21 protein-coding genes are annotated in these 19,181 nt (G+C 42.0%); 1 reads left to right on the top strand and 20 read right to left on the bottom strand.

The features are described 5' to 3' along the window. Positions 1-93: 93 nt before the first annotated feature. The 9 genes from ACRYKC_RS14015 to ACRYKC_RS13975 form a co-directional block, all read right to left on the bottom strand. Positions 94-318 carry a DUF3892 domain-containing protein gene (locus ACRYKC_RS14015; RefSeq protein WP_433807382.1) on the bottom strand — a complete coding sequence of 75 codons (225 nt, stop codon included), beginning with the start codon at positions 316-318 and terminating at the stop codon, positions 94-96. Positions 319-368: 50 nt separating this feature from the next. Next, positions 369-923 carry a DUF421 domain-containing protein gene (locus tag ACRYKC_RS14010; RefSeq protein ID WP_433807380.1) on the bottom strand — a complete coding sequence of 185 codons (555 nt, stop codon included), beginning with the start codon at positions 921-923 and terminating at the stop codon, positions 369-371. A 176-nt stretch (positions 924-1,099) separates the two neighbouring features. Beyond that, positions 1,100-1,252, bottom strand: a complete 153-nt coding sequence (locus ACRYKC_RS14005; RefSeq protein WP_433807378.1) for a small acid-soluble spore protein P — start codon at positions 1,250-1,252, stop codon at positions 1,100-1,102. A 22-nt stretch (positions 1,253-1,274) separates the two neighbouring features. Then, positions 1,275-1,403 carry a YpzI family protein gene (locus tag ACRYKC_RS14000; RefSeq protein ID WP_433807376.1) on the bottom strand — a complete coding sequence of 43 codons (129 nt, stop codon included), beginning with the start codon at positions 1,401-1,403 and terminating at the stop codon, positions 1,275-1,277. Positions 1,404-1,450: 47 nt separating this feature from the next. Next, positions 1,451-2,698 (bottom strand): DNA polymerase IV, encoded by a 1,248-nt coding sequence (locus ACRYKC_RS13995; protein WP_433807374.1) that lies wholly within the window; start codon positions 2,696-2,698, stop codon positions 1,451-1,453. Positions 2,699-2,818: 120 nt separating this feature from the next. After that, complete coding sequence (locus tag ACRYKC_RS13990; RefSeq protein WP_433807372.1) at positions 2,819-3,943, bottom strand: M20/M25/M40 family metallo-hydrolase; 1,125 nt, start codon at positions 3,941-3,943, stop codon at positions 2,819-2,821. A 68-nt stretch (positions 3,944-4,011) separates the two neighbouring features. Then, positions 4,012-5,559, bottom strand: a complete 1,548-nt coding sequence (locus ACRYKC_RS13985) for an acyl-CoA carboxylase subunit beta (RefSeq protein ID WP_433807370.1) — start codon at positions 5,557-5,559, stop codon at positions 4,012-4,014. A 6-nt stretch (positions 5,560-5,565) separates the two neighbouring features. Next, entirely contained in the window at positions 5,566-6,378 is an 813-nt protein-coding gene (mce, locus tag ACRYKC_RS13980; protein ID WP_433807368.1) for a methylmalonyl-CoA epimerase, read from the bottom strand. Between the two features lie 17 nt (positions 6,379-6,395). Continuing rightward, positions 6,396-8,051 (bottom strand): acyl-CoA mutase large subunit family protein, encoded by a 1,656-nt coding sequence (locus ACRYKC_RS13975; RefSeq protein ID WP_433807366.1) that lies wholly within the window; start codon positions 8,049-8,051, stop codon positions 6,396-6,398. A 175-nt stretch (positions 8,052-8,226) separates the two neighbouring features. On the opposite strand from ACRYKC_RS13975, the gene prli42 reads away from it, so the two are divergent. Continuing rightward, positions 8,227-8,367, top strand: a complete 141-nt coding sequence (gene prli42 / locus ACRYKC_RS13970; protein ID WP_433807364.1) for a stressosome-associated protein Prli42 — start codon at positions 8,227-8,229, stop codon at positions 8,365-8,367. Between the two features lie 54 nt (positions 8,368-8,421). Here prli42 and ACRYKC_RS13965 read toward each other — a convergent pair whose 3' ends face one another. The 11 genes from ACRYKC_RS13965 to yqiS form a co-directional block, all read right to left on the bottom strand. Continuing rightward, entirely contained in the window at positions 8,422-8,943 is a 522-nt protein-coding gene (locus ACRYKC_RS13965) for a L,D-transpeptidase (RefSeq protein WP_433807362.1), read from the bottom strand. 44 nt (positions 8,944-8,987) lie between these two features. After that, complete coding sequence (locus ACRYKC_RS13960) at positions 8,988-9,938, bottom strand: aromatic acid exporter family protein (protein ID WP_433807360.1); 951 nt, start codon at positions 9,936-9,938, stop codon at positions 8,988-8,990. An 89-nt stretch (positions 9,939-10,027) separates the two neighbouring features. Next, positions 10,028-10,465 carry a BrxA/BrxB family bacilliredoxin gene (locus ACRYKC_RS13955; RefSeq protein WP_085031918.1) on the bottom strand — a complete coding sequence of 146 codons (438 nt, stop codon included), beginning with the start codon at positions 10,463-10,465 and terminating at the stop codon, positions 10,028-10,030. Between the two features lie 408 nt (positions 10,466-10,873). After that, positions 10,874-11,029 (bottom strand): hypothetical protein, encoded by a 156-nt coding sequence (locus ACRYKC_RS13950; protein WP_433807358.1) that lies wholly within the window; start codon positions 11,027-11,029, stop codon positions 10,874-10,876. Between the two features lie 182 nt (positions 11,030-11,211). After that, a complete protein-coding gene (locus ACRYKC_RS13945) occupies positions 11,212-12,516 on the bottom strand; it encodes a dihydrolipoamide acetyltransferase family protein (RefSeq protein ID WP_433807356.1) in 1,305 nt (434 codons plus the stop codon). Positions 12,517-12,533: 17 nt separating this feature from the next. Further along, positions 12,534-13,517, bottom strand: coding sequence for an alpha-ketoacid dehydrogenase subunit beta (locus ACRYKC_RS13940; RefSeq protein WP_085029594.1), 984 nt, complete (start codon positions 13,515-13,517; stop codon positions 12,534-12,536). Between the two features lie 15 nt (positions 13,518-13,532). Further along, positions 13,533-14,525: a thiamine pyrophosphate-dependent dehydrogenase E1 component subunit alpha gene (locus ACRYKC_RS13935; RefSeq protein WP_433807354.1), complete on the bottom strand. Its 993-nt coding sequence runs from the start codon at positions 14,523-14,525 to the stop codon at positions 13,533-13,535. A 20-nt stretch (positions 14,526-14,545) separates the two neighbouring features. Beyond that, positions 14,546-15,967 carry a dihydrolipoyl dehydrogenase gene (gene lpdA, locus ACRYKC_RS13930; protein WP_433807352.1) on the bottom strand — a complete coding sequence of 474 codons (1,422 nt, stop codon included), beginning with the start codon at positions 15,965-15,967 and terminating at the stop codon, positions 14,546-14,548. Positions 15,968-15,983: 16 nt separating this feature from the next. Beyond that, a complete protein-coding gene (gene buk / locus ACRYKC_RS13925; RefSeq protein ID WP_433807350.1) occupies positions 15,984-17,069 on the bottom strand; it encodes a butyrate kinase in 1,086 nt (361 codons plus the stop codon). 23 nt (positions 17,070-17,092) lie between these two features. Continuing rightward, positions 17,093-18,187 (bottom strand): branched-chain amino acid dehydrogenase, encoded by a 1,095-nt coding sequence (gene bcd / locus ACRYKC_RS13920; RefSeq protein WP_433807348.1) that lies wholly within the window; start codon positions 18,185-18,187, stop codon positions 17,093-17,095. A gap of 14 nt (positions 18,188-18,201) precedes the next feature. Beyond that, positions 18,202-19,101, bottom strand: coding sequence for a phosphate butyryltransferase (yqiS, locus tag ACRYKC_RS13915; RefSeq protein WP_433807346.1), 900 nt, complete (start codon positions 19,099-19,101; stop codon positions 18,202-18,204). Positions 19,102-19,181 lie beyond the last annotated feature (80 nt).

Raw genomic sequence — 19,181 nt, 5'->3', positions numbered from 1 at the left:
TTCTTCAATCATTTTTTGAAATAAATTTATGATTTTATTTCATATTATATATCCTAGAAAATATAAAAACCCGGGAAATTCCCGGGTTAAAGGTTAGAAGGAAGGAAGGTTATCCAAGTTATTCGTAGGATCTCCATCCGGTACACTTCGCAGATGGAGTTCACCATCCTTGCCGTTGATCAACTGAACATGCTCTAATTGACCATTTTGAGCCATTTCATGGGCTTTGTGATAATCGACCACTTGGCCAGAAGACAACTTCATCTCTTTAATACTTCCTTGCCCGTTTTTTCGAACGGCAATAATACGGTCTGTCATAAGATCCCCTCCTCATTTTTAGTATGAGAAGAAATAAAAAAAGTATGAGTTTATTCGTCAGATGTAAAAGAAACAAGGTCTGTTTTAGTGTCAATATAGAAATTTCCCACGGGGTCCACTTGCGCAATCATGACATTCGATATATTATCAATCCCATTCTTTCGAAGGGTTCGAGTCAACCACCGCTTATCCTTCCCGATTACTTTTAGACTAAAATCAAGAATATTACCCTCAATGACTACAATTTGTGGATGTTCTCTTACAGATTTATCATTTAACGGATTTCTGAATGAAGAATGGGTAAGGTTAGTTTTTTTCATTACACTTAAACTCCCATCAGTCTCAAGAATCGCGCTCTCTACCTCACTCAAATGAAATACATCTTTCTTTCTCAACTGAGAAACAAGTTCATCTACATTGTAGCGTACTTTTCTCAATTCCTTTTCGAGGATTCGTCCATTGGTCATAATAATAACTGGTTCATTATTAATGAAATATCGTAATCGAAAGTACTTCACAGGACTCCCCTTCGTCTGAAGCACAACAAAGACGATATATAAAATGGTAACAAGCAAAATTAATCTATAGATAAGTTCATAGCTCATTGCCCTGCTCCTTTTATCCCAAATTCTGATCTACAGTAGTATGTGTCAAAAGAAGAAAAACATTCCATATCTTTTTGAGTGTAATCTGAACAAAAGTGTTCGCTATACGTCGATTAGCGTCACAACACAATAAAATTGTTCTAACAGAAAAAGAAGACGGCCAAGGCCGCCCTCAATTACATATCGTGAGAAGATTTTTGTTTGTCTCGTGAATGATTCGCTTGCTTTACTTTATGGGAACCTGCCATTGGATCCCCGTATTCTTGTTGAGGTCCCTTAGGCAAATTCGGGGATTTTTTCTGCTTTGGTCCCATTCGTCTTGAAGACATGGAATCTCTCCTCTATATAAATTTATCTGCGTTTTCTCGCTGGTTCGGGTCCTTCCATGGCAGTAGCACCATGGTGACTTAAGCTTTGGTCCCTATCAGACTGAACTTTTCCTGACCTTTTTAGCTTCTTCTCTTGACGATCTTTACCCATAAAAAAACTGCCTCCCTTCTTCTTTAGTATGAGAAAAAGAGAAGCAGCTATTCTTTTTTATAATCATCTAGGAAATCTTTTTGAAAACTGGTGGTCACGTTCCCTTCAGAGGGGACTGAAATTGCTTTAAATGGGTTTTCCCCATACTTATCAGTTAAGTCGTCAATTGCTTTATAAAGCTTTTCTTTATCCGCATGTTCTTTGTAATTGAATAAATCAAGCTGCTGGGTCACTTCCGATTGTTCGGCAAGGTCTGAAGCAGTGACTCCTAAAAGCCTTACTGGATCCTGGCTCCAATGCTGATCGAATAACTGAATGGCTGCAGTGAACAAGTCGTCGGAAGTGTGAATGAACTCTTTCAGTTGACGACTTCTAGTTACGGTTTTCCGGTCGTGATAGCGGATCATTAATTGTACATTTCTTGCTACTACTTTTTTATTTTTCATTCGAGCTTCCACTTTGTTCGAAAGCCTTCGTAACACCGCTCGTACTTCTGTGTCTTCAGTAGTGTCATGCGGAAGGGTCGTTGAAGTACCGATGCTTTTAAATTCATGAACAGCATCAGGATCAACAGGTCTTTGATCCAGTCCATTTGCTCGATTCTGTAGTCGCTCTCCGTTAATTCCAAGCAGCTGCTTTAGCTCAAGAACAGGGTGATTCGCTAAATCTCCAATGGTTTGAATATGAATTTTTTTAAGCTTGTCAGCTGTTTTTGAACCAACTCCATACATTTCTTCAATCGGCAGAGGCCAGAGCTTCTTCTCTATATCCCTTAATCTAAGAATGGTTATGCCCATCGGCTTTTTCATGTCTGATGCCATTTTAGCTAAAAATTTGTTTGGAGCAATTCCAATACTGCATGGAAGGTCAAGTTCTTCATAAATACGTTTTTGAATCTGCTCCGCAATGTCAGGGGGTGAACCTTGATTCTCACATTTTGTAATATCCATATACCCTTCATCAATGGAGACAGGCTGTACGTTAGAAGTCACATCTGATAAGATCTTAAACATTTCCTTAGATGCGGTTCGATACCTTTCAAAATTGGGCCTCATAACAATAAGGTCTGGACAAAGTCTTTTTGCTTCTCCCACGGGCATGGTTGTTTTTACACCGTATTTTCTTGCTTCGTAACTGCTTGTGACAACAATTCCTCTTCTTTCTTCAGGATTTCCTGCAATAGCTAGCGGTTTACCTTTTAAAGAGGGATCGAATGCCATTTCGACTGAAGCATAGAAACTATTCATATCAACATGAAAAATGACCCGACCATTTTTAGGATACCATCTTGACACAGCAATCCTTCCTTTTCTACGAACTCTTGTTCTTCTATTATACCATAATTTATAATATTTCTGTTTGGATAGAGCTGTAAAACCACGTAAAAACGCCTCCGATTTCGGAGGCGTTTTTAATTATTCAGCTACTTCTTTTATAATGGCTGTCACGAGTTCTGCTACTTTTTCAAGCTCAGCAACTGGCATACGCTCATTCGTCGTATGAATATCCTCATAACCTACAGCCAAATTAACGGTCGGAATACCATAACCTGCGATAATGTTTGCATCGCTTCCGCCTCCGCTCGTCAATAGTTCACTGTCACGTCCTATTTTTTTAGCAGCAGATCTGGCAACTTCGACTACTTCGTCCCCAGCTTTTTGTTTAAACCCTGGATACATCACTTCCACATCAAGTTCAACTTCGCCGCCCATTTCTTCGGCTGTTTCGTAAAAAGCTTTCTTCATTTTTTCCACTTGATCTTCCATTTTTTCTGGAACAAGAGAGCGAGCTTCAGCTAAAATTTCTACATGGTCACAAACGATGTTTGTTTTTTGACCGCCTTCAAATCGACCGATATTTGCTGTGGTTTCATCATCGATCCGGCCTAGCGGCATCTTCGCGATTGCTTTAGATGCTAGTGTAATAGCAGAAATTCCTTTTTCCGGCGCAACGCCTGCATGTGCAGTCTTCCCTTTGACGACTGCATTCAATTTCGCTTGAGTTGGTGCAGCGACGATGATATTTCCTACTTTCCCATCACTATCAAGCGCATACCCAAATTTTGCCTTTAAAAGCGAGCTGTCGAGCGCCTTGGCTCCGACTAATCCGCTCTCTTCTCCAACCGTAATAATGAACTGTAAATCACCGTGGTCAACATCATTTTCTTTAATAGAACGGATAGCTTCAAGAATCGCAGCTAGTCCCGCTTTGTCATCGGCTCCTAGAATGGTGGAACCATTTGTTACGACATAACCGTCTTCCACACTTGGTTTCACCCCGTTACCTGGCACGACCGTGTCCATATGGGAGGTAAAATAAATTGTGTCGGCACCTTCTTTTGTACCTTTTAAATTACAGATTAAATTATTTGCTCCGTGCCCTGTGATAGACTTGGCGTCGTCCTCCAGCACTTCAAGGCCCAGGCTTTCAAACTTCTCTTTTAGTACCTCTGCAATTTTTTCTTCTTGAGTGGTTTCAGAGTCGACCTGAACCAATTCTAAAAATTCTTCTAATAAACGCTCTTTATTAATCGATCCCATTCGTGATCCTCCTTCATATGTAAACACATTCCCCTTAGTACGTTAGCGGAATGAGTCTGACGTGTCAATTAGAGAGGAATATTCCCATGCTTTTTATATGGCCTGTCTTCTTGCTTGTTTTTCAGCATATCTAACGCTTTAATTAACGTTGACCTTGTCTCCCGTGGATCAATGACATCGTCAACCATTCCTAAGCCCGCTGCTACATAAGGATTAGCAAAACGTTCTCTGTATTCATTAATCTTATGTTGACGAGTTTCTTCGGGGTTAGCACTCTCTTTAATCTCTTTTGCAAAAATAATATTGGCAGCCCCTTCTGGTCCCATAACAGCTATTTCAGCGTTAGGCCAGGCATAAACAAGATCAGCTCCAATAGACTTACTATTTAGAGCGACATAAGCTCCGCCGTAAGCTTTCCTTGTAATGATTGTAAGCTTTGGTACAGTTGCCTCAGAATATGCATAAAGGATTTTCGCGCCATGGCGTATAATACCTCCATGCTCTTGTTTGATCCCGGGGAAGAAACCTGTAACATCTTCAAACGTAATTAATGGAATATTGAAGGAGTCACAGAATCGAATAAACCTGGACGCTTTATCACTGGAATCTATATCCAGCCCTCCTGCCATATATTTCGGCTGGTTGCATACAAGTCCAATTGTTTTTCCTTTTAAACGCCCAAATCCAACAACAATGTTTTTAGCAAAATCTTTATGAATTTCAAAAAACGAGTCCTGATCGACTACCTCATCAATGATGACCCTTACATCATAAGGGCGAAGAGGATCAAAAGGAATTTTATCTGTAATGTCCGGTCTATAATCATCCTCTTCTTCCACTTCAATTTCGGGAGTTGGATCCATGTTACTTTGCGGAAGATAACTAACCAGGTCTTTTACGGCATCTAACGCAGACGCCTCATCTTCTGTCTTCAAATGGGCATTTCCACTTAACGTATTATGTACGTGTGCACCGCCAAGGTCCTCAGCAGAAATCTGTTCACCCGTCACTGTCTCAATCACCTTCGGCCCTGTGATGAACATTTGGGAGGTTTTCTCTACCATGATGACAAAATCCGTGATGGCAGGAGAGTAGACCGCTCCGCCTGCGCATGGCCCCATAATGACTGAAATCTGAGGAATAACCCCAGAATATATGGAATTCCGATAAAAGACTTGACCATAACCATCCAGCGAGGAAACACCTTCCTGGATTCTCGCACCGCCTGAATCATTCAATCCTATAAAAGGCGTTCTATTTTTAACCGCCAAATCCATAACAGCGGCAATTTTCTTCGCATGCATTTCCCCTAACGCTCCACCATAAACAGTAAAGTCCTGGGCAAATAAATAGATATCTCTTCCGCCAATTTTACCAAATCCAGTCACTACTCCTTCGCCTGGTGCCTGTTTGTCGTCCATCCCAAAGGCATCGTGACGATGTTCGATGAATGGATTCAACTCAATGAAGCTGTCCTCATCCACTAAATAATCGATGCGTTCACGGGCAGTCCACTTTCCTTTTTCATGCTGCTTGTCGATGCGTTCGTCCCCGCCTCCAAGTTCTACTTGACGACGTTTATCATAAAGTTCATTAATTTTATCAAAAATGTCCATATGCGATTACTCCTTTCCCTCAGGCTGACACAGTTCAAACAATACTCCATTGGCTGCCTTTGGATGTAAGAAGGCTATTTGACTGTTATGAGCTCCTGCCTTAGGTTCTTCATGGATCAGTCTTATCCCTTGTTGTTTATATTGCTCTAATCGGTGATGAATATCATCAACTTCTAGTGCAATATGGTGAATTCCTTCTCCTCTTTTACTTAAGAACGATTGAATTGGAGAAGCTTCACTAATAGGTTCTAATAATTCAAGCTTTGTTTCACCGATTTTCAAAAAGGCGACACGCACCTGTTCAGATTCAACAACCTCGACAGCTTCAAGCGATAACCCTAAGCTATGCTGGTAAAAGGGCAGGGTTTGATCGATATTTTCAACTGCGATGCCAATGTGAGCAATCTTCGCAGGGGCATCGATAGTTTCTTTATGAATTAACTGTTTAATGTAGACAGCGATGGCATCAGTCGGAGAACCACTCGTAAAAATTTTGGCAACTCCTTTTTCTTCAAGATAAGGGATATCTTCTGCAGGAATTACCCCTCCTCCGATTACAGGGATATCTCCTGCGCCTTGTTCTTGCAACGCTTCAACTACTTTTGGAAATAAGGATTTATGTGCACCAGATAATGAGGAAAGGCCGACGACATCTACGTCTTCTTGTATGGCAGCCCTTGCAATTTGAACAGCCGATTGACGTAAGCCTGTATAAATCACTTCCATCCCGTGGTCTCGCAATGCCTGGGCGATGATTAACGCTCCTCTGTCGTGTCCGTCTAATCCTGGCTTAGCTATGAGTACTCGTATTGGTTTCATCACTTTTCCATCCTTTCTTACATTCCGGTATATTCGCCAAATTCATCGCGTAATACATTCGCGATTTCACCGACGGTTGCATACACCTTCACAGCATCAACAATGTAAGGCATAACGTTTTCTGAAACACTTGCTGCTTGTTTCAATCGTTGTAAGGACTGGTTTACTCTATCTTGATCTCTTGCAGCTCTTACATTATTTGTTTGTTCGATCTGAGATTTTTCCAGTTCTTCATCGACTCGCAATAGATCTTCATTAATTTCTTCTTCGAGCTGATATTCATTTAAGCCAACGATGATATCCTCTTGTGATTCGATTCGTTTTTGGGCGTCATAGGCTGCTTTGTGGATTTCTCTTTGCATATACCCATCTTCCACTGCCTGGACCGCTCCACCCAGCTCTTTGATTCGTTCAATATATTGATTAGCTTCCTTTTCGATTTGATCGGTTAAAGATTCCACATAGTAGGACCCTGCTAACGGATCGATTGTGTCTGCGACTCCGCTTTCGTTTGCGATAATCTGCTGAGTCCGGAGGGCAATTCTTGCAGAGTCTTCTGTTGGTAACGCAAGTGCTTCATCTCTTGAATTTGTGTGAAGACTTTGAGTACCTCCCATAACTGCAGCAAGCGCTTGCAAAGTCACTCGTACAATATTATTATCCGGTTGTTGAGCGGTTAAGGTACTTCCTCCGGTCTGGGTATGGAATCGTAATTTCCAGCTTTTAGGATTCTCAGCCTGATAATGTTCCTTCATGATTTTCGCCCACATCCTTCTTGCAGCTCTGAATTTTGCCGCCTCCTCGAAGAATTGATTATGAGCATTAAAGAAGAAAGCTAGACGTGGAGCAAATTGGTCCACTTCAAGACCAGCTTCAAGTGCGGCATCGACATAAGCCATTCCATTGGCAATCGTAAACGCCACTTCCTGCACTGCCGTTGAACCAGCTTCTCTTATGTGATAACCAGAAATACTGATTGTATTAAATTTCGGTAAGTTTTCTTGGCAATAAGCAAAGATATCTGTAATAAGGCGCATCGAAGGTTTTGGAGGATAGATGTATGTGCCCCTGGCAATATATTCTTTTAAGATATCGTTCTGAATGGTACCAGTGAGTTTCTCAGGTGCCACTCCTTGTTTTTCACCGACAGCAATATACATCGCAAGCAAGATCGATGCAGGGGCATTTATAGTCATCGACGTACTCACCTGATCTAAAGGAATTTGATCAAAAAGCTGCTCCATATCTTTTAAAGAATCAATGGCAACACCGACTTTACCTACTTCCCCTTCAGCCATAGGATCATCTGAGTCGTAGCCAATCTGGGTTGGTAGATCAAAAGCAACCGATAGCCCTGTTTGCCCTTGTTTCAATAAATAGCGGAATCGTTTATTAGTCTCTTCAGCAGATCCAAATCCCGCATATTGACGCATTGTCCAATAACGGCTGCGATACATGGTCGGTTGAATCCCTCTTGTATATGGATATTGGCCTGGAAAACCAATTTCCTCTATGTAACTCTCATTGGTTTGATTCGGAGTATAAAGACGTTCTATGAAAAGGTCTGAGCTTGTAGTAAAAGCTTCTTTTCTTTCTGGAAAACGACGTGTGGCCTTTTCAACATCCTTTTCCCAATTTATTCTTGATTCGTCATAGTTAGATGAATGGCTCATGTGTAAAATGCCTCCTTCAGTATGGTCCCCTTCTAGCATACCAGAAATAAAGCGCTTACCTGTTGTAAAATTAGTAGAATTCACAATTATATTGTAATTGATTTTGCTCCCTTGTCCAAATGAAGTTTTTTCGATAGAATGTGAATAGGATTGACTGAGAAGGAGGTTTCTGACCTTGGCCGCAAATAAACAACAAAAACAACCTATGAAGAAGAAAAGATCTAAACGAGAGCGCCGTATGAAAGTAGTCATTTATTTAATGATCATTTCTATGGTCCTTTCCACACTCCTAGCTGGAGCAAGTTTCTTCTTATAAAAATAGCTTCAACTTCATGTAAAAAGCCGAGAGATCTTAGTCTCTCGGCTTTTTTTATGTGGAAGGAGAAAGTAATTCTTCCAACTTTTCTTTCTCCCACTGCTTATACAATTCTTCTATCGTTTGATTACTGCTCACAATTAGAACATCTGAACCTGAGGGAACAAGCTCAAAAAGCTTTTCCACATCACGATTTTTTAATCTTATGCATCCTGCTGAGACAGACTTGCCAATCGAATTCGGCTGATTTGTTCCATGTATACCGTAGATCCTGCCATCTGTACCTCTTGCATCAAAGCCGATCCATCGTGAGCCAAGAGGATTTTCCGGATCTCCTCCAGGGATATTTTTCTTTCTATAATAAGGATCCTTCGCTTTCACTTTAATACGGAATTGGCCCTCCGGAGTTAGCTCTCTTGTTTTTCCCACGGCTGCTTTAGCGTGAAAAACGATTTTTCCACTTTTTATCAGAGTAACTTCGTGAGTTGTCTTATTCACAAGAATGACGGGTTCACCTGCGACATGAGGGGTCATAAATGAGCCAACAATTAAAAACAGAAGTGTAAGGATTTTCATATGGAAAACTCCTTTTAGTGCAAGTTTCCCCTTTGAAAGTAAGCCTATACATCGCTTTTCTTGAAAGATCGTTTTATGATCAGGTACTGTTCGATTTCATTCAACAAATGAAAGAGACTTGCTCTCACTTCAAACTCTTCCCGAGACTGAGGGAGTCTGGTTTGACGAAACTCTTCTTTTAATTCTTTTAGCTTCTTTAAGTAAATAACTGCCGTATTCCCAGGATGGACAGCTCCTGCCAAATCATCAAAAAAGCTTGCTATTGAGTGTCTCTGCTCATAATCTGCAGTAATTCTGCTGACAAGGGGGAGCATACGCTCGAGCAGTTCAAATTGTTTCATCCTCATATGAAAATAATGATAATACCTGTTGTGAGTGCGGAGAAGATGGTTTTCAACATCTCTGAACGATAACGATTTTGCTTTTTCAAGTAAGTCTGAGGTATAAGTCAACTCCTGCCCCGTCCACGTATCGTTTCCTTCTCTCAAAAATTTAGCGAGCTCTTGTAAAATTACTGAGAAATTGTGCTCCACTTCCTGCTGGTACTCTTCAAGCTTATTTTCTAAACTTGGCATATATAAATTCAAGAGCAGTGCTGTACCAATACCAACAATAATAAGAAGGATTTCGTTCCATATCGTATCCCACCCGATGTTGCCTGAACCATACAGGTGTAAAATGATAACAGAACTTGTAACGATTCCAGGTGTAATTTTTAACCATACGGTAACCGGAATAAATGCAAATAACATTAATCCAATTGATAATGGGTTGTAGCCAAATAATTCGAAGAATACAAAAGAAAAAACCATGGCTACTAAGCAGGCAGAAAAACGGTGCCAGGCCGATAGGAAAGAGCGTTTTCTAGTGATTTGTATACATAGGATTGTCAGGATACCCGCGGAAGCAAAGTTATCCAACTGAAGCATTTGGGCAATCCAAATGGCAAAAGGCGTCCCTATTGCTGTTTTTATTGTTCGATATCCAATTTTCACGGCCTAATCACCTCACTATTCGTTTATCTATGATATTTAACGTAAAAAGGGACCTTTGCCTTAACAAAGATCCCCTGCATATCTAAGTACTAGACTTCTTCGCAATACTCTTCAAAACTGCGTTGAAGCTTCCCGATGACTTCCATTGGTTCGAACCCTTCAATGTCATGGCGTTCAACCATCGTTTTGATTTTCCCATCTTTTAAGAGGGCAAAGGATGGGGAAGAAGGTGGGTAACCTTCAAAGTATTCTCTGGCACGGTTTGTAGCCTCACGGTCTTGACCAGCGAAAACCGTAACTAAGTGATCTGGGCGCTTATCGTAATGAATTGCATGAGCAGCTGCCGGGCGTGCAATTCCACCTGCACAACCGCAAACGGAGTTGATCATAACAAGAGTTGTGCCTTCTTTATTCAAGGCTTCATCAACTTCTTCAGGCGTAGTAAGTTCTGTGTATCCCGCTTTGGAGATTTCATCGCGTGCTTGTGTGACAACATCATTCATGAAAATATTAAAATCCATCTGCATGGCTCCTTTACTTGATGTACTAATGAACATTTTACCAAGTTCTACAATGCCTTTCAAACGTTAACTTCGTTCTTCCTAAGTATTAAATTGCTAATATTCAACTATATAGCAGAATACTTGAATACTCGATTTCGAGATATTTTAGGTTTGTATTTGTAATAGGGTAAGGGATGGCTGGAAAATAACTCGCTTTCCTGTGGGTGAACTGCCGAGCCTCCTCGTTCGCTGCGCTCTCTGTGGGGTCTCGCCTAAGTCCTTCTCCCACGGGAGTCTCGTCATTTTCCAGCCATCCCACCTGTCATTAATCTCACAAACCCACCTAGTATCAGTAATTAGAGTGATGCTAATTGAAGTTCTATAATGAAAGCATCTTGAAGGCCATTAAAATCCTATTCTGACAGGATACTTTCAAAGTGAATCTCCAGAGACAGTTACTACTTTTGCATATGTTTCCGTTCCGCCAAAACTAGCAAGGTGAGAGGGGAAATGGTGAGACTCCTGCGGGAATGGAGTGGCTGGCAAGACCCCACAGAGAGCATAGCGAACGAGGAGGCTTGCCGTCATCCCCGCGGAAAGCGAGCCATTTCGCCGAACACCTTTCCTGGAACTAGAAAACGGAAACAATCTCACCAAAGTTTCAAAGTATTCTTAAAACTGAGTCTTTAGAATAAGGAGGCTTAATTGGAATAGGGAATAGTTTTATAAAAAAATGCTTCCCACGGTAGTGAGAAGCAGTGAAATTCTTATTAGTAAATGGATGTGTTCTCTTCTGACATTTTCTCAAGAATTTCTTTGACACGAGCAAGGAAATTCCCAGCGACAAGTCCATCAAGTACACGGTGGTCAAGCGAAAGACACAAGTTGACCATATCTCTTGCCCCAAACATTCCATTTTGGAACACAGGTTTTTTCACAATCGACTCCACTTGCAAAATAGCTGCTTGCGGATGGTTAATTACACCCATCGATTGGACAGAACCAAATGAACCGGTGTTGTTTACCGTAAAGGTACCGCCTTCCATATCCTGAGATGTCAGTTTGCCTTGACGAGCTTTATTGGCTAGCTCGGTGATATCTTTGGCAATTCCTTTAATACTTTTCTCGTCTGCATCACGTATTACTGGAACAAACAATTGATCTTCCTTAGCTACAGCAATGTTTAAGTTAATCGCTTTCTTCTGGATAATTTTATCCCCTGCCCACATACTGTTTAATTGAGGATATTCTTTTAACGCTTGGGCGACAGCTTTGACGAAGAATGCAAAATAAGTCAGGCTATAACCCTCTTGCTGTTTAAACTTGTTTTTCTTCGCGTTACGCAGTTCTACAAGATTGGTGACATCGACTTCAACCATCATCCACGCATGAGGAATCTCCGTTTTCGATTTCACCATATTTGCTGCAATTGCTTTACGTACACCAGTTACAGGAATTTCGACATCCCCTTCACCCGCTTGCACATTAGCTGAAGGTGCAGCTGTTTTATCAGCTGACGGTGCTGGTGTTTCTTGCTGTTGTGGTTCAGGTGCTGGAGCTTGATCTGCGGTAGGTATTTCTCCGCTTTCAATAATCTTCTCAATGTCTTTACGGGTGATACGGCCCCCGCGCCCAGAACCTTCTACTTGATTTAAGTCAATATCATGGTCCTGAGCAAGAGTCATAACTGCAGGTGAATAGCGTTTCTTGTTTCCTTTATCCTGCTTCGGTTTACTATCTTTTTCAGTTTTGGATGGCTCTTTTTCCTTCGTTGTTTCTTCCGGAGGTTCATGTTTCGGTGTCGGTGCTTCTGGCTTGGACTCTGAACCTGCTCCTTCAACCTCTATATGACACATTAAATCGCCAACTTCAATAGTATCGCCTTCCTGTGCAACTAGCTCTTTGATGACTCCAGTAAAGGAAGATGGGACTTCTGCATTTACTTTGTCGGTCATGACTTCAGCAATTGGATCATATTTGTTAACTTTGTCACCCGGCTGGACGAGCCATGTACTAATTGTTCCTTCAGTAACACTCTCACCAAGCTGGGGCATATTAATTTTTTCTAAACCCACTGGAACTCCTCCTTCAATTAAAATTCAGCGAGATCGCGCATCGCTTTTTCCACTTTATCTGGATTCATCATAAAGTATTTTTCCATTGTTGGAGCATAAGGCATGGATGGCACATCAGGGCCTGCCAAACGCTGAACGGGAGCATCTAAATCAAACAAGCAGTTTTCACTGATAATCGCTGAGACTTCAGAAATGATCCCGCCTTCTTTGTTATCTTCTGTTACCAGGAGAACCTTACCTGTTTTTGAAGCCGCTTCAATAATACCTTCTTTATCAAGCGGATAGACCGTTCTCAGATCAAGAATGTGCGCATCAATTCCTTCTTCCGCAAGTTTCTCTGCCGCTTGAAGAGCAAAGTGAACACATAATCCATAAGTAATGACCGTAATGTCAGACCCTTCACGTTTTACATCGGCCTTTCCGAGAGGCAGTGTATAATCTTCTTCAGGTACTTCTCCTTTAATCAAACGATAAGCGCGTTTGTGCTCAAAGAACAGAACGGGGTCATTATCCCGAATGGATGCTTTTAAAAGCCCCTTTACATCATACGGGGTAGAAGGCATGACAATTTTCAGGCCAGGCTGATTTGCAAAAACCGCTTCAACGGATTGAGAATGGTACAAAGCTCCATGGACTCCGCCACCGTATGGAGCACGAATAGTAATAGGAGCATTCCAGTCGTTGTTAGAACGGTAACGGATTTTTGCAGCCTCTGAAATAATTTGGTTTACAGCTGGCATAATAAAGTCTGCAAACTGCATTTCAGCAACCGGACGCATTCCGTACATAGCTGCGCCGATCCCCACACCTGCAATAGCCGATTCAGCAAGTGGTGTATCTAGCACACGATCTTCACCGAATTCATCATAGAGGCCGTCTGTGGCACGGAAGACACCTCCGCGTTTCCCAACATCTTCTCCTAGCACAAAAACTTTATCATCACGTTGCATTTCTTCCCTCAACGCCTGCGTTACAGCTTGAATATAAGATATTACAGCCATGTTATCTCCCCCTCCTTACTCTTCAAATACATAGTTCAATGCGGATTCAGCTTCAGCATAGGCTGCATTTTCAGCATAATCTGTCGCTTCATTGACTAGTTGATCAAGTTCTTTAATCATTTCTTCTTCTTTCTCTTCAGTCAAAATATTCTGTTCTCGTAAGTAGTTTGCAAACGTTACGATAGAATCCTTCTTCTTGGCTTCCTCTACTTCTTCTCTTTCTCGATATGTCCTGTCATCGTCATCACTGGAGTGCGGAGTCAATCGATAGGAGACGGTTTCGATCAGCGTAGGGCCTTCTCCGGTACGTCCACGGTCAGCCGCTGCTTTAACAGCTTCATATACTGCCAATGGATCATTTCCATCAACTGTATATCCAGGCATTCCATAACCAATGGCACGGTCGGATACTTTTTCACAAGCCAATTGCTTCGACACGGGAACAGAGATGGCATACTTGTTGTTCTCAACCATAAAAATGACCGGCAACTTGTGTACACCCGCGAAGTTTGCCCCTTCATGGAAATCACCCTGGTTAGATGAGCCTTCCCCAAAGGTTACAAGAGAAACGAAATCCTTTTTCTCCATTTTGCCAGCAAGTGCAATTCCAACAGCATGAGGAACTTGTGTGGTTACAGGGGAAGATCCTGTTACGATACGATTTTTCTTTTGCCCAAAGTGGCCTGGCATCTGGCGACCTCCAGAATTAGGATCTTCCGCTTTCGCAAATCCTGAAAGCATGAGATCCTGCGCAGTCATTCCAAACGAAAGCACGACTCCCATATCCCGGTAGTAAGGAAGCGCATAATCTTTCTCACGATCAAGAGCAAATGAAGCTCCAACTTGGGCTGCTTCTTGCCCCTGACAAGAAATGACGAACGGGATTTTACCTGCTCGGTTTAACAACCACATACGTTCATCGATTTTTCTTGCTAATAACATTGTTCTGAACATGTCCAATACTTCTTCATCACTCAATCCTAATGATTTATGGCGATTTTCAGCCATCTTATTCCCTCCTTTAATCCTTATCCGTGAATTTGGTTTCCATCTACTGCCATAGCAGCTTCGCCAATGGCTTCAGCCAATGTCGGGTGTGGATGAATACTTTCAGCAATCTCCCAAGGAGTTGCATCCAGTACTTTAGCAAGACCTGCTTCAGAAATCATGTCAGTGACGTGAGGACCTACCATATGGACACCTAATAAATCATCTGAGTCCTTATCTGCAATGATTTTGACAAACCCATCTGTTTCACCAAAAACAAGTGCTTTTCCAATTGCTTGGAATGGAAATTTCCCAACTTTGATTTCATAACCTTGATCTTTTGCCTGCTCTTCTGTTAAACCGACACTCGCCACTTCCGGGTTTGAATAGATACAAGTCGGCACTTGTTCAGGATTCATTGGATGAGGGTTTTGGTTGGCCATATGCTCAACAGCAATCATCCCTTCATGGGAAGCCACATGTGCAAGCTGCATGCCTCCAATGACATCTCCGATTGCATAAATGTGGGATTCTTTCGTTTGATAATATTTGTTCGTTTCGATCACGCCATTTTCGACTACAATATCGGTATTCTCTAGCCCTATGTTTGTTACGTTTGCTGAACGCCCCACAGATACGAGCATTTTCTCCGCTTCGTAAGTAACGGTTTCACTGTCCACTTCAGCTTGAATGGATACGCCTTCATTTCTATTAAGCGTGTCGGCCATCACTTTCGCACCTGTGATGATGTTGACTCCTTTTTTCTTCATTTGCTTCTGCATATCTTTAGACACTTCATGATCTTCGGTAGGCAAGATTTTTGGAAGGTATTCCAGTACAGTCACTTCTACTCCAAAATCAGCAAGCATGGATGCCCATTCGATACCAATGACACCACCACCTACAATGATAATAGACTTTGGAAGCTCCTCCATTTGGAGTGCATCATCAGAAGTCATTACAAAATCCCCATCCACTTCCAAACCTGGTAATGACTTTGGACTGGAACCTGTCGCGATTAGTACATTTTTAGGGATTAGCATTTCGTTTTCTTCTCCGTTGTTCATTTCCACCGAAATTGTCCCTGCCGTTGGGGAAAATATGGAAGGTCCCAGAATTCTGCCAAAACCTTCATAAACGTCAATTTTCCCTTTTTTCATAAGGCCTTGAACACCTTTATGTAATGTGTCCACAATCGACTGTTTTCGTTCTTGTACTTTTGTGAAATTGAGCGTTGGCTGTTCTGTCATTATTCCGTAATGGCCTGCTTCTTTCGTTTGGCGAAAAACTTCAGCACTTCGAAGCAAAGCTTTTGAAGGAATACAGCCTCTGTGCAAACATGTTCCTCCTAGCTCTCGCTTCTCAACCATTGCTACTTTCAATCCCAGCTTGGAGGCACGTATGGCTGCAACGTAACCGCCTGTCCCTCCACCGAGCACAACTAAATCGTATTCTTGAGCCATGTAAGGACTCTCCTTCCTATTCTGCGAAATTAGGATATTGTTTAGGAACTTCTTCATTGTTCAAGATGCGGAGTGTTCCTTCATTTAATGCTTCTAATTCATTTTCACCTGGATAAACAAGGACGTCAGCAATCCAGTGAACCCGCTTCGATATTTCTTCTACAAAAGCCTTTCCGTAAGCAAGGCCTCCAGTTAAAGCAATCGCATCGACTTTTCCTTGTAAAACAGCACTCATACTACCGATCTCTTTTGCAATTTGATAGGCCATAGCATCAAAGACAAGCTTTGCTTTCTTATCACCGTGTTCTACCATTTTTTCAACTTCCCGAGCATCATTCGTGTCAAGATAAGCCATTAATCCTCCTTGACCAACGAGCTTTTTCATCACTTCATCCCTGTAATACTGTCCTGAATAGCATAAGGAAACAAGATCCCCTGCAGGAACCGTCCCAGCTCTTTCTGGCGAAAAAGGACCATCCCCATGAAGACCATTATTTACATCAATGACACGTCCGTTTTCATGGGCACCGACCGTGATGCCACCTCCCATGTGAGTAACAATAAGTCGGGACTCTCGGTAACTCATGTGCAAATCCTTAGCTGCTCGTCTAGCCACTGCTTTTTGATTTAATGCGTGGAAGATACTTTTTCGCGGGATTTCAGGAACACCTGAAACTCTAGCTAAATCTTGGAGCTCATCGACAACAACAGGGTCGACGATGTATGCTCCTATATTTAACCCTTTGGCGATTTCATTAGCGATGATACCTCCTAAATTCGAGGCATGCTCACCATTATATCCGTTTTTCAAATCTTCTAGCATAGCGTCGTTAACTTCATAAGTTCCGCCCTCAATTGGACGAAGCAGACCGCCTCGTCCACACACCGCGCTGAGTTTGCTTATATTAATGCCTTCTTTATCTAATTCACTAAGAATGACATTTTTTCTAAATTCATATTGATCAATGATCCGCTTGTATTGATTAACTTCCTCAGGCTGATGCCTAATCGTTTTCTCAAAAACTACTTCTTCATCGTCAAAGACGCCGATCTTGGTTGAAGTGGATCCTGGATTGATCACTAGGATTCGATGTTTTTGCACAGCCTTTGACCTCCGATACTTGTTTATTTTCTACTTAGTATGTGGTGACCATTTTGAAGGAACTGACTGCGAGAGCGACGCAGGCGTTCGATACGTTCTTCTGCCATTCGATCTGCTGCTGCATAGGTTGGAATGTCATCGCGGCGTGAGATTTCGAAAACGCGAGACACATTATCATAGATCGTTTCCACTCGTTTCATTGCACGATCTTTGTTGTATCCATGAAGTTCATCCGCAACGTTTATAACACCACCTGCGTTGATGACGTAATCTGGAGTGTAAACGATGCCTTTTTCGTGCAGGATGTCACCATGAGTAGTGTTCTTCAGCTGATTGTTTGCTGCACCTGCAATGACTTTTGCTTTTAACTGAGGGATTGTTTCATCATTTATAGTAGCACCAAGCGCACAAGGAGCGTAAATATCACATTCAACACTGTAGATATCGTCAGGATCGACAGCTTTCGCACCGAACTCGTCTACTGCCCGCTGAACAGCTTCTTTATTGATATCCGTTACAATTAATTGAGCTCCTTCTTCATGCAAGTGGCGACATAAGTTGAAGGCCACATTTCCGACACCTTGGACTGCTACGGTTTTTCCTTCTAGAGAATCCGAACCGAACCCTTCTTTCGCTGCTGCTTTCATTCCTCGATAAACACCATAAGCCGTTACTGGGGAAGGGTTTCCTGAAGAACCGAAAGCGGGTGAAATCCCTGTTACGTAATCTGTTTCTTCATGAATCAGATCCATGTCTTGTACAGTAGTACCAACGTCTTCAGCAGTGATATAACGTCCATTTAACCCTTGAATGAAACGGCCGAACGCTCGGAACATTTCCTCATTTTTATCCTGTTTCGGATCTCCGATGATAACTGTTTTACCTCCACCAAGGTTAAGTCCAGCCGCTGCATTTTTATAGGTCATTCCTTTGGCCAGTCGAAGAGCATCTTCAATTGCGTCCTCTTCGGAAGCGTAAGTCCACATGCGAGTCCCGCCTAAAGCTGGTCCTAGTGTCGTATCATGGATAGCAATAATCGCTTTTAAACCAGACTGCTCATCTTGGCAAAACACTAATTGCTCGTAGTCATATTCTTTCATATAGTTGAAAATTTCCATTGTAATTCCTCCTGTTATTTGCTGGATTGTAGGGCAAGGGCCAGAGAATAAACTTTACTTTCAGCCGTATCTGCGCGCGAGGTCAACACGATCGGTGCTTTCGCTCCACTAATGACAGCGGCTACTTTAGCGTTAGCAAAATACATAAAAGATTTATATAAGGCATTAGCTACTTCAATCGTAGGAGCTACTAGAATATCGGCTTGTCCGGCAACTTCTGAATTGATTCCTTTCTGTCTGGCTGCATTTGAGTCCACTGCATTATCAAAAGCAAGCGGTCCATCTACTAGACAGTCCTTAATTTGACCTCTTCGATTCATCTGGCTTAAAACGGCTGCATCCTTTGTTGCTTCCATCGCTGGATTTACAACCTCTACAGCTGCCAGCGGAGCGACTTTAGGCTTTTTTAAACCGGCTTTCTTTGCTACCTCTACAGCGTTATTAATGATTGAAATTTTTTCTTCAAGGGTAGGGGCAATATTCATTGCCGCATCAGTCAAGAAAATGAGCTTATCTCTACCTGGTACCTCAAATAAGGCCACATGTGATAAAACACCCTTAGATCTTAGCCCAAATTGTTTATCTAAAACGGCTTTCAAAAGGGACTTTGTATCGATATGTCCTTTCATAACCACATGAGCTTCCCCTTCATGAACAGTTTTGACTGCCATTTGAGCCGCATCTTCTGGAGGACAATTCATTATTTTTATACCATCTTGATTAAGATCCAGCCCAGCCTCCTTGGCTAAATTAGATAGCGATTCTCCCTCACCTACTAATACAAAGTGAGCAATTCCAAGTTCATAAGCTTTTTTTACCGCTCTCAGAACCTCTGCATCAGCTGCCTGGGCAACTGCAACCGTTTTGGGTTGATCTCTATCCACCTGTTCCAGCATTTCGTCTAATGATTTCATGATGTCACCTCTTCTACTCTATACAATGCAAAAATCATGCCAAGTCCCCTATCCTTATACAAACGTTTATGGAGCATTTT

It is taken from the genome of Halobacillus sp. A1-3 (assembly GCF_050971765.1).
Lineage (GTDB): Bacteria > Bacillota > Bacilli > Bacillales > Halobacillaceae > Halobacillus > Halobacillus mangrovi_B.
The sequence above is the reverse complement of the archived record's forward strand: the minus strand, read 5'-3'. Positions and strand labels throughout refer to the sequence as shown.

Excerpts from the sequence above, each read along its gene's own strand:
- ACRYKC_RS13965 (WP_433807362.1), bottom strand. The coding sequence starts at position 8,943 with ATGAAAATCCTTACACTTCTGTTTTTAATTGTTGGCTCATTTATGACC.
- lpdA (WP_433807352.1), bottom strand. The coding sequence starts at position 15,967 with ATGGCTCAAGAATACGATTTAGTTGTGCTCGGTGGAGGGACAGGCGGT.
- ACRYKC_RS13935 (WP_433807354.1), bottom strand. The coding sequence starts at position 14,525 with ATGGCTGAAAATCGCCATAAATCATTAGGATTGAGTGATGAAGAAGTA.
- ACRYKC_RS13955 (WP_085031918.1), bottom strand. The coding sequence starts at position 10,465 with ATGCAGATGGATTTTAATATTTTCATGAATGATGTTGTCACACAAGCA.
- ACRYKC_RS14015 (WP_433807382.1), bottom strand. The coding sequence starts at position 318 with ATGACAGACCGTATTATTGCCGTTCGAAAAAACGGGCAAGGAAGTATT.
- ACRYKC_RS13990 (WP_433807372.1), bottom strand. The coding sequence starts at position 3,943 with ATGGGATCGATTAATAAAGAGCGTTTATTAGAAGAATTTTTAGAATTG.
- ACRYKC_RS14010 (WP_433807380.1), bottom strand. The coding sequence starts at position 923 with ATGAGCTATGAACTTATCTATAGATTAATTTTGCTTGTTACCATTTTA.
- ACRYKC_RS14000 (WP_433807376.1), bottom strand. The coding sequence starts at position 1,403 with ATGGGTAAAGATCGTCAAGAGAAGAAGCTAAAAAGGTCAGGAAAAGTT.
- ACRYKC_RS14005 (WP_433807378.1), bottom strand. The coding sequence starts at position 1,252 with ATGTCTTCAAGACGAATGGGACCAAAGCAGAAAAAATCCCCGAATTTG.
- ACRYKC_RS13950 (WP_433807358.1), bottom strand. The coding sequence starts at position 11,029 with ATGACGGCAAGCCTCCTCGTTCGCTATGCTCTCTGTGGGGTCTTGCCA.
- ACRYKC_RS13975 (WP_433807366.1), bottom strand. The coding sequence starts at position 8,051 with ATGAGCCATTCATCTAACTATGACGAATCAAGAATAAATTGGGAAAAG.
- yqiS (WP_433807346.1), bottom strand. The coding sequence starts at position 19,101 with ATGAAATCATTAGACGAAATGCTGGAACAGGTGGATAGAGATCAACCC.
- ACRYKC_RS13985 (WP_433807370.1), bottom strand. The coding sequence starts at position 5,559 with ATGGACATTTTTGATAAAATTAATGAACTTTATGATAAACGTCGTCAA.
- ACRYKC_RS13940 (WP_085029594.1), bottom strand. The coding sequence starts at position 13,517 with ATGGCTGTAATATCTTATATTCAAGCTGTAACGCAGGCGTTGAGGGAA.
- bcd (WP_433807348.1), bottom strand. The coding sequence starts at position 18,187 with ATGGAAATTTTCAACTATATGAAAGAATATGACTACGAGCAATTAGTG.
- mce (WP_433807368.1), bottom strand. The coding sequence starts at position 6,378 with ATGAAACCAATACGAGTACTCATAGCTAAGCCAGGATTAGACGGACAC.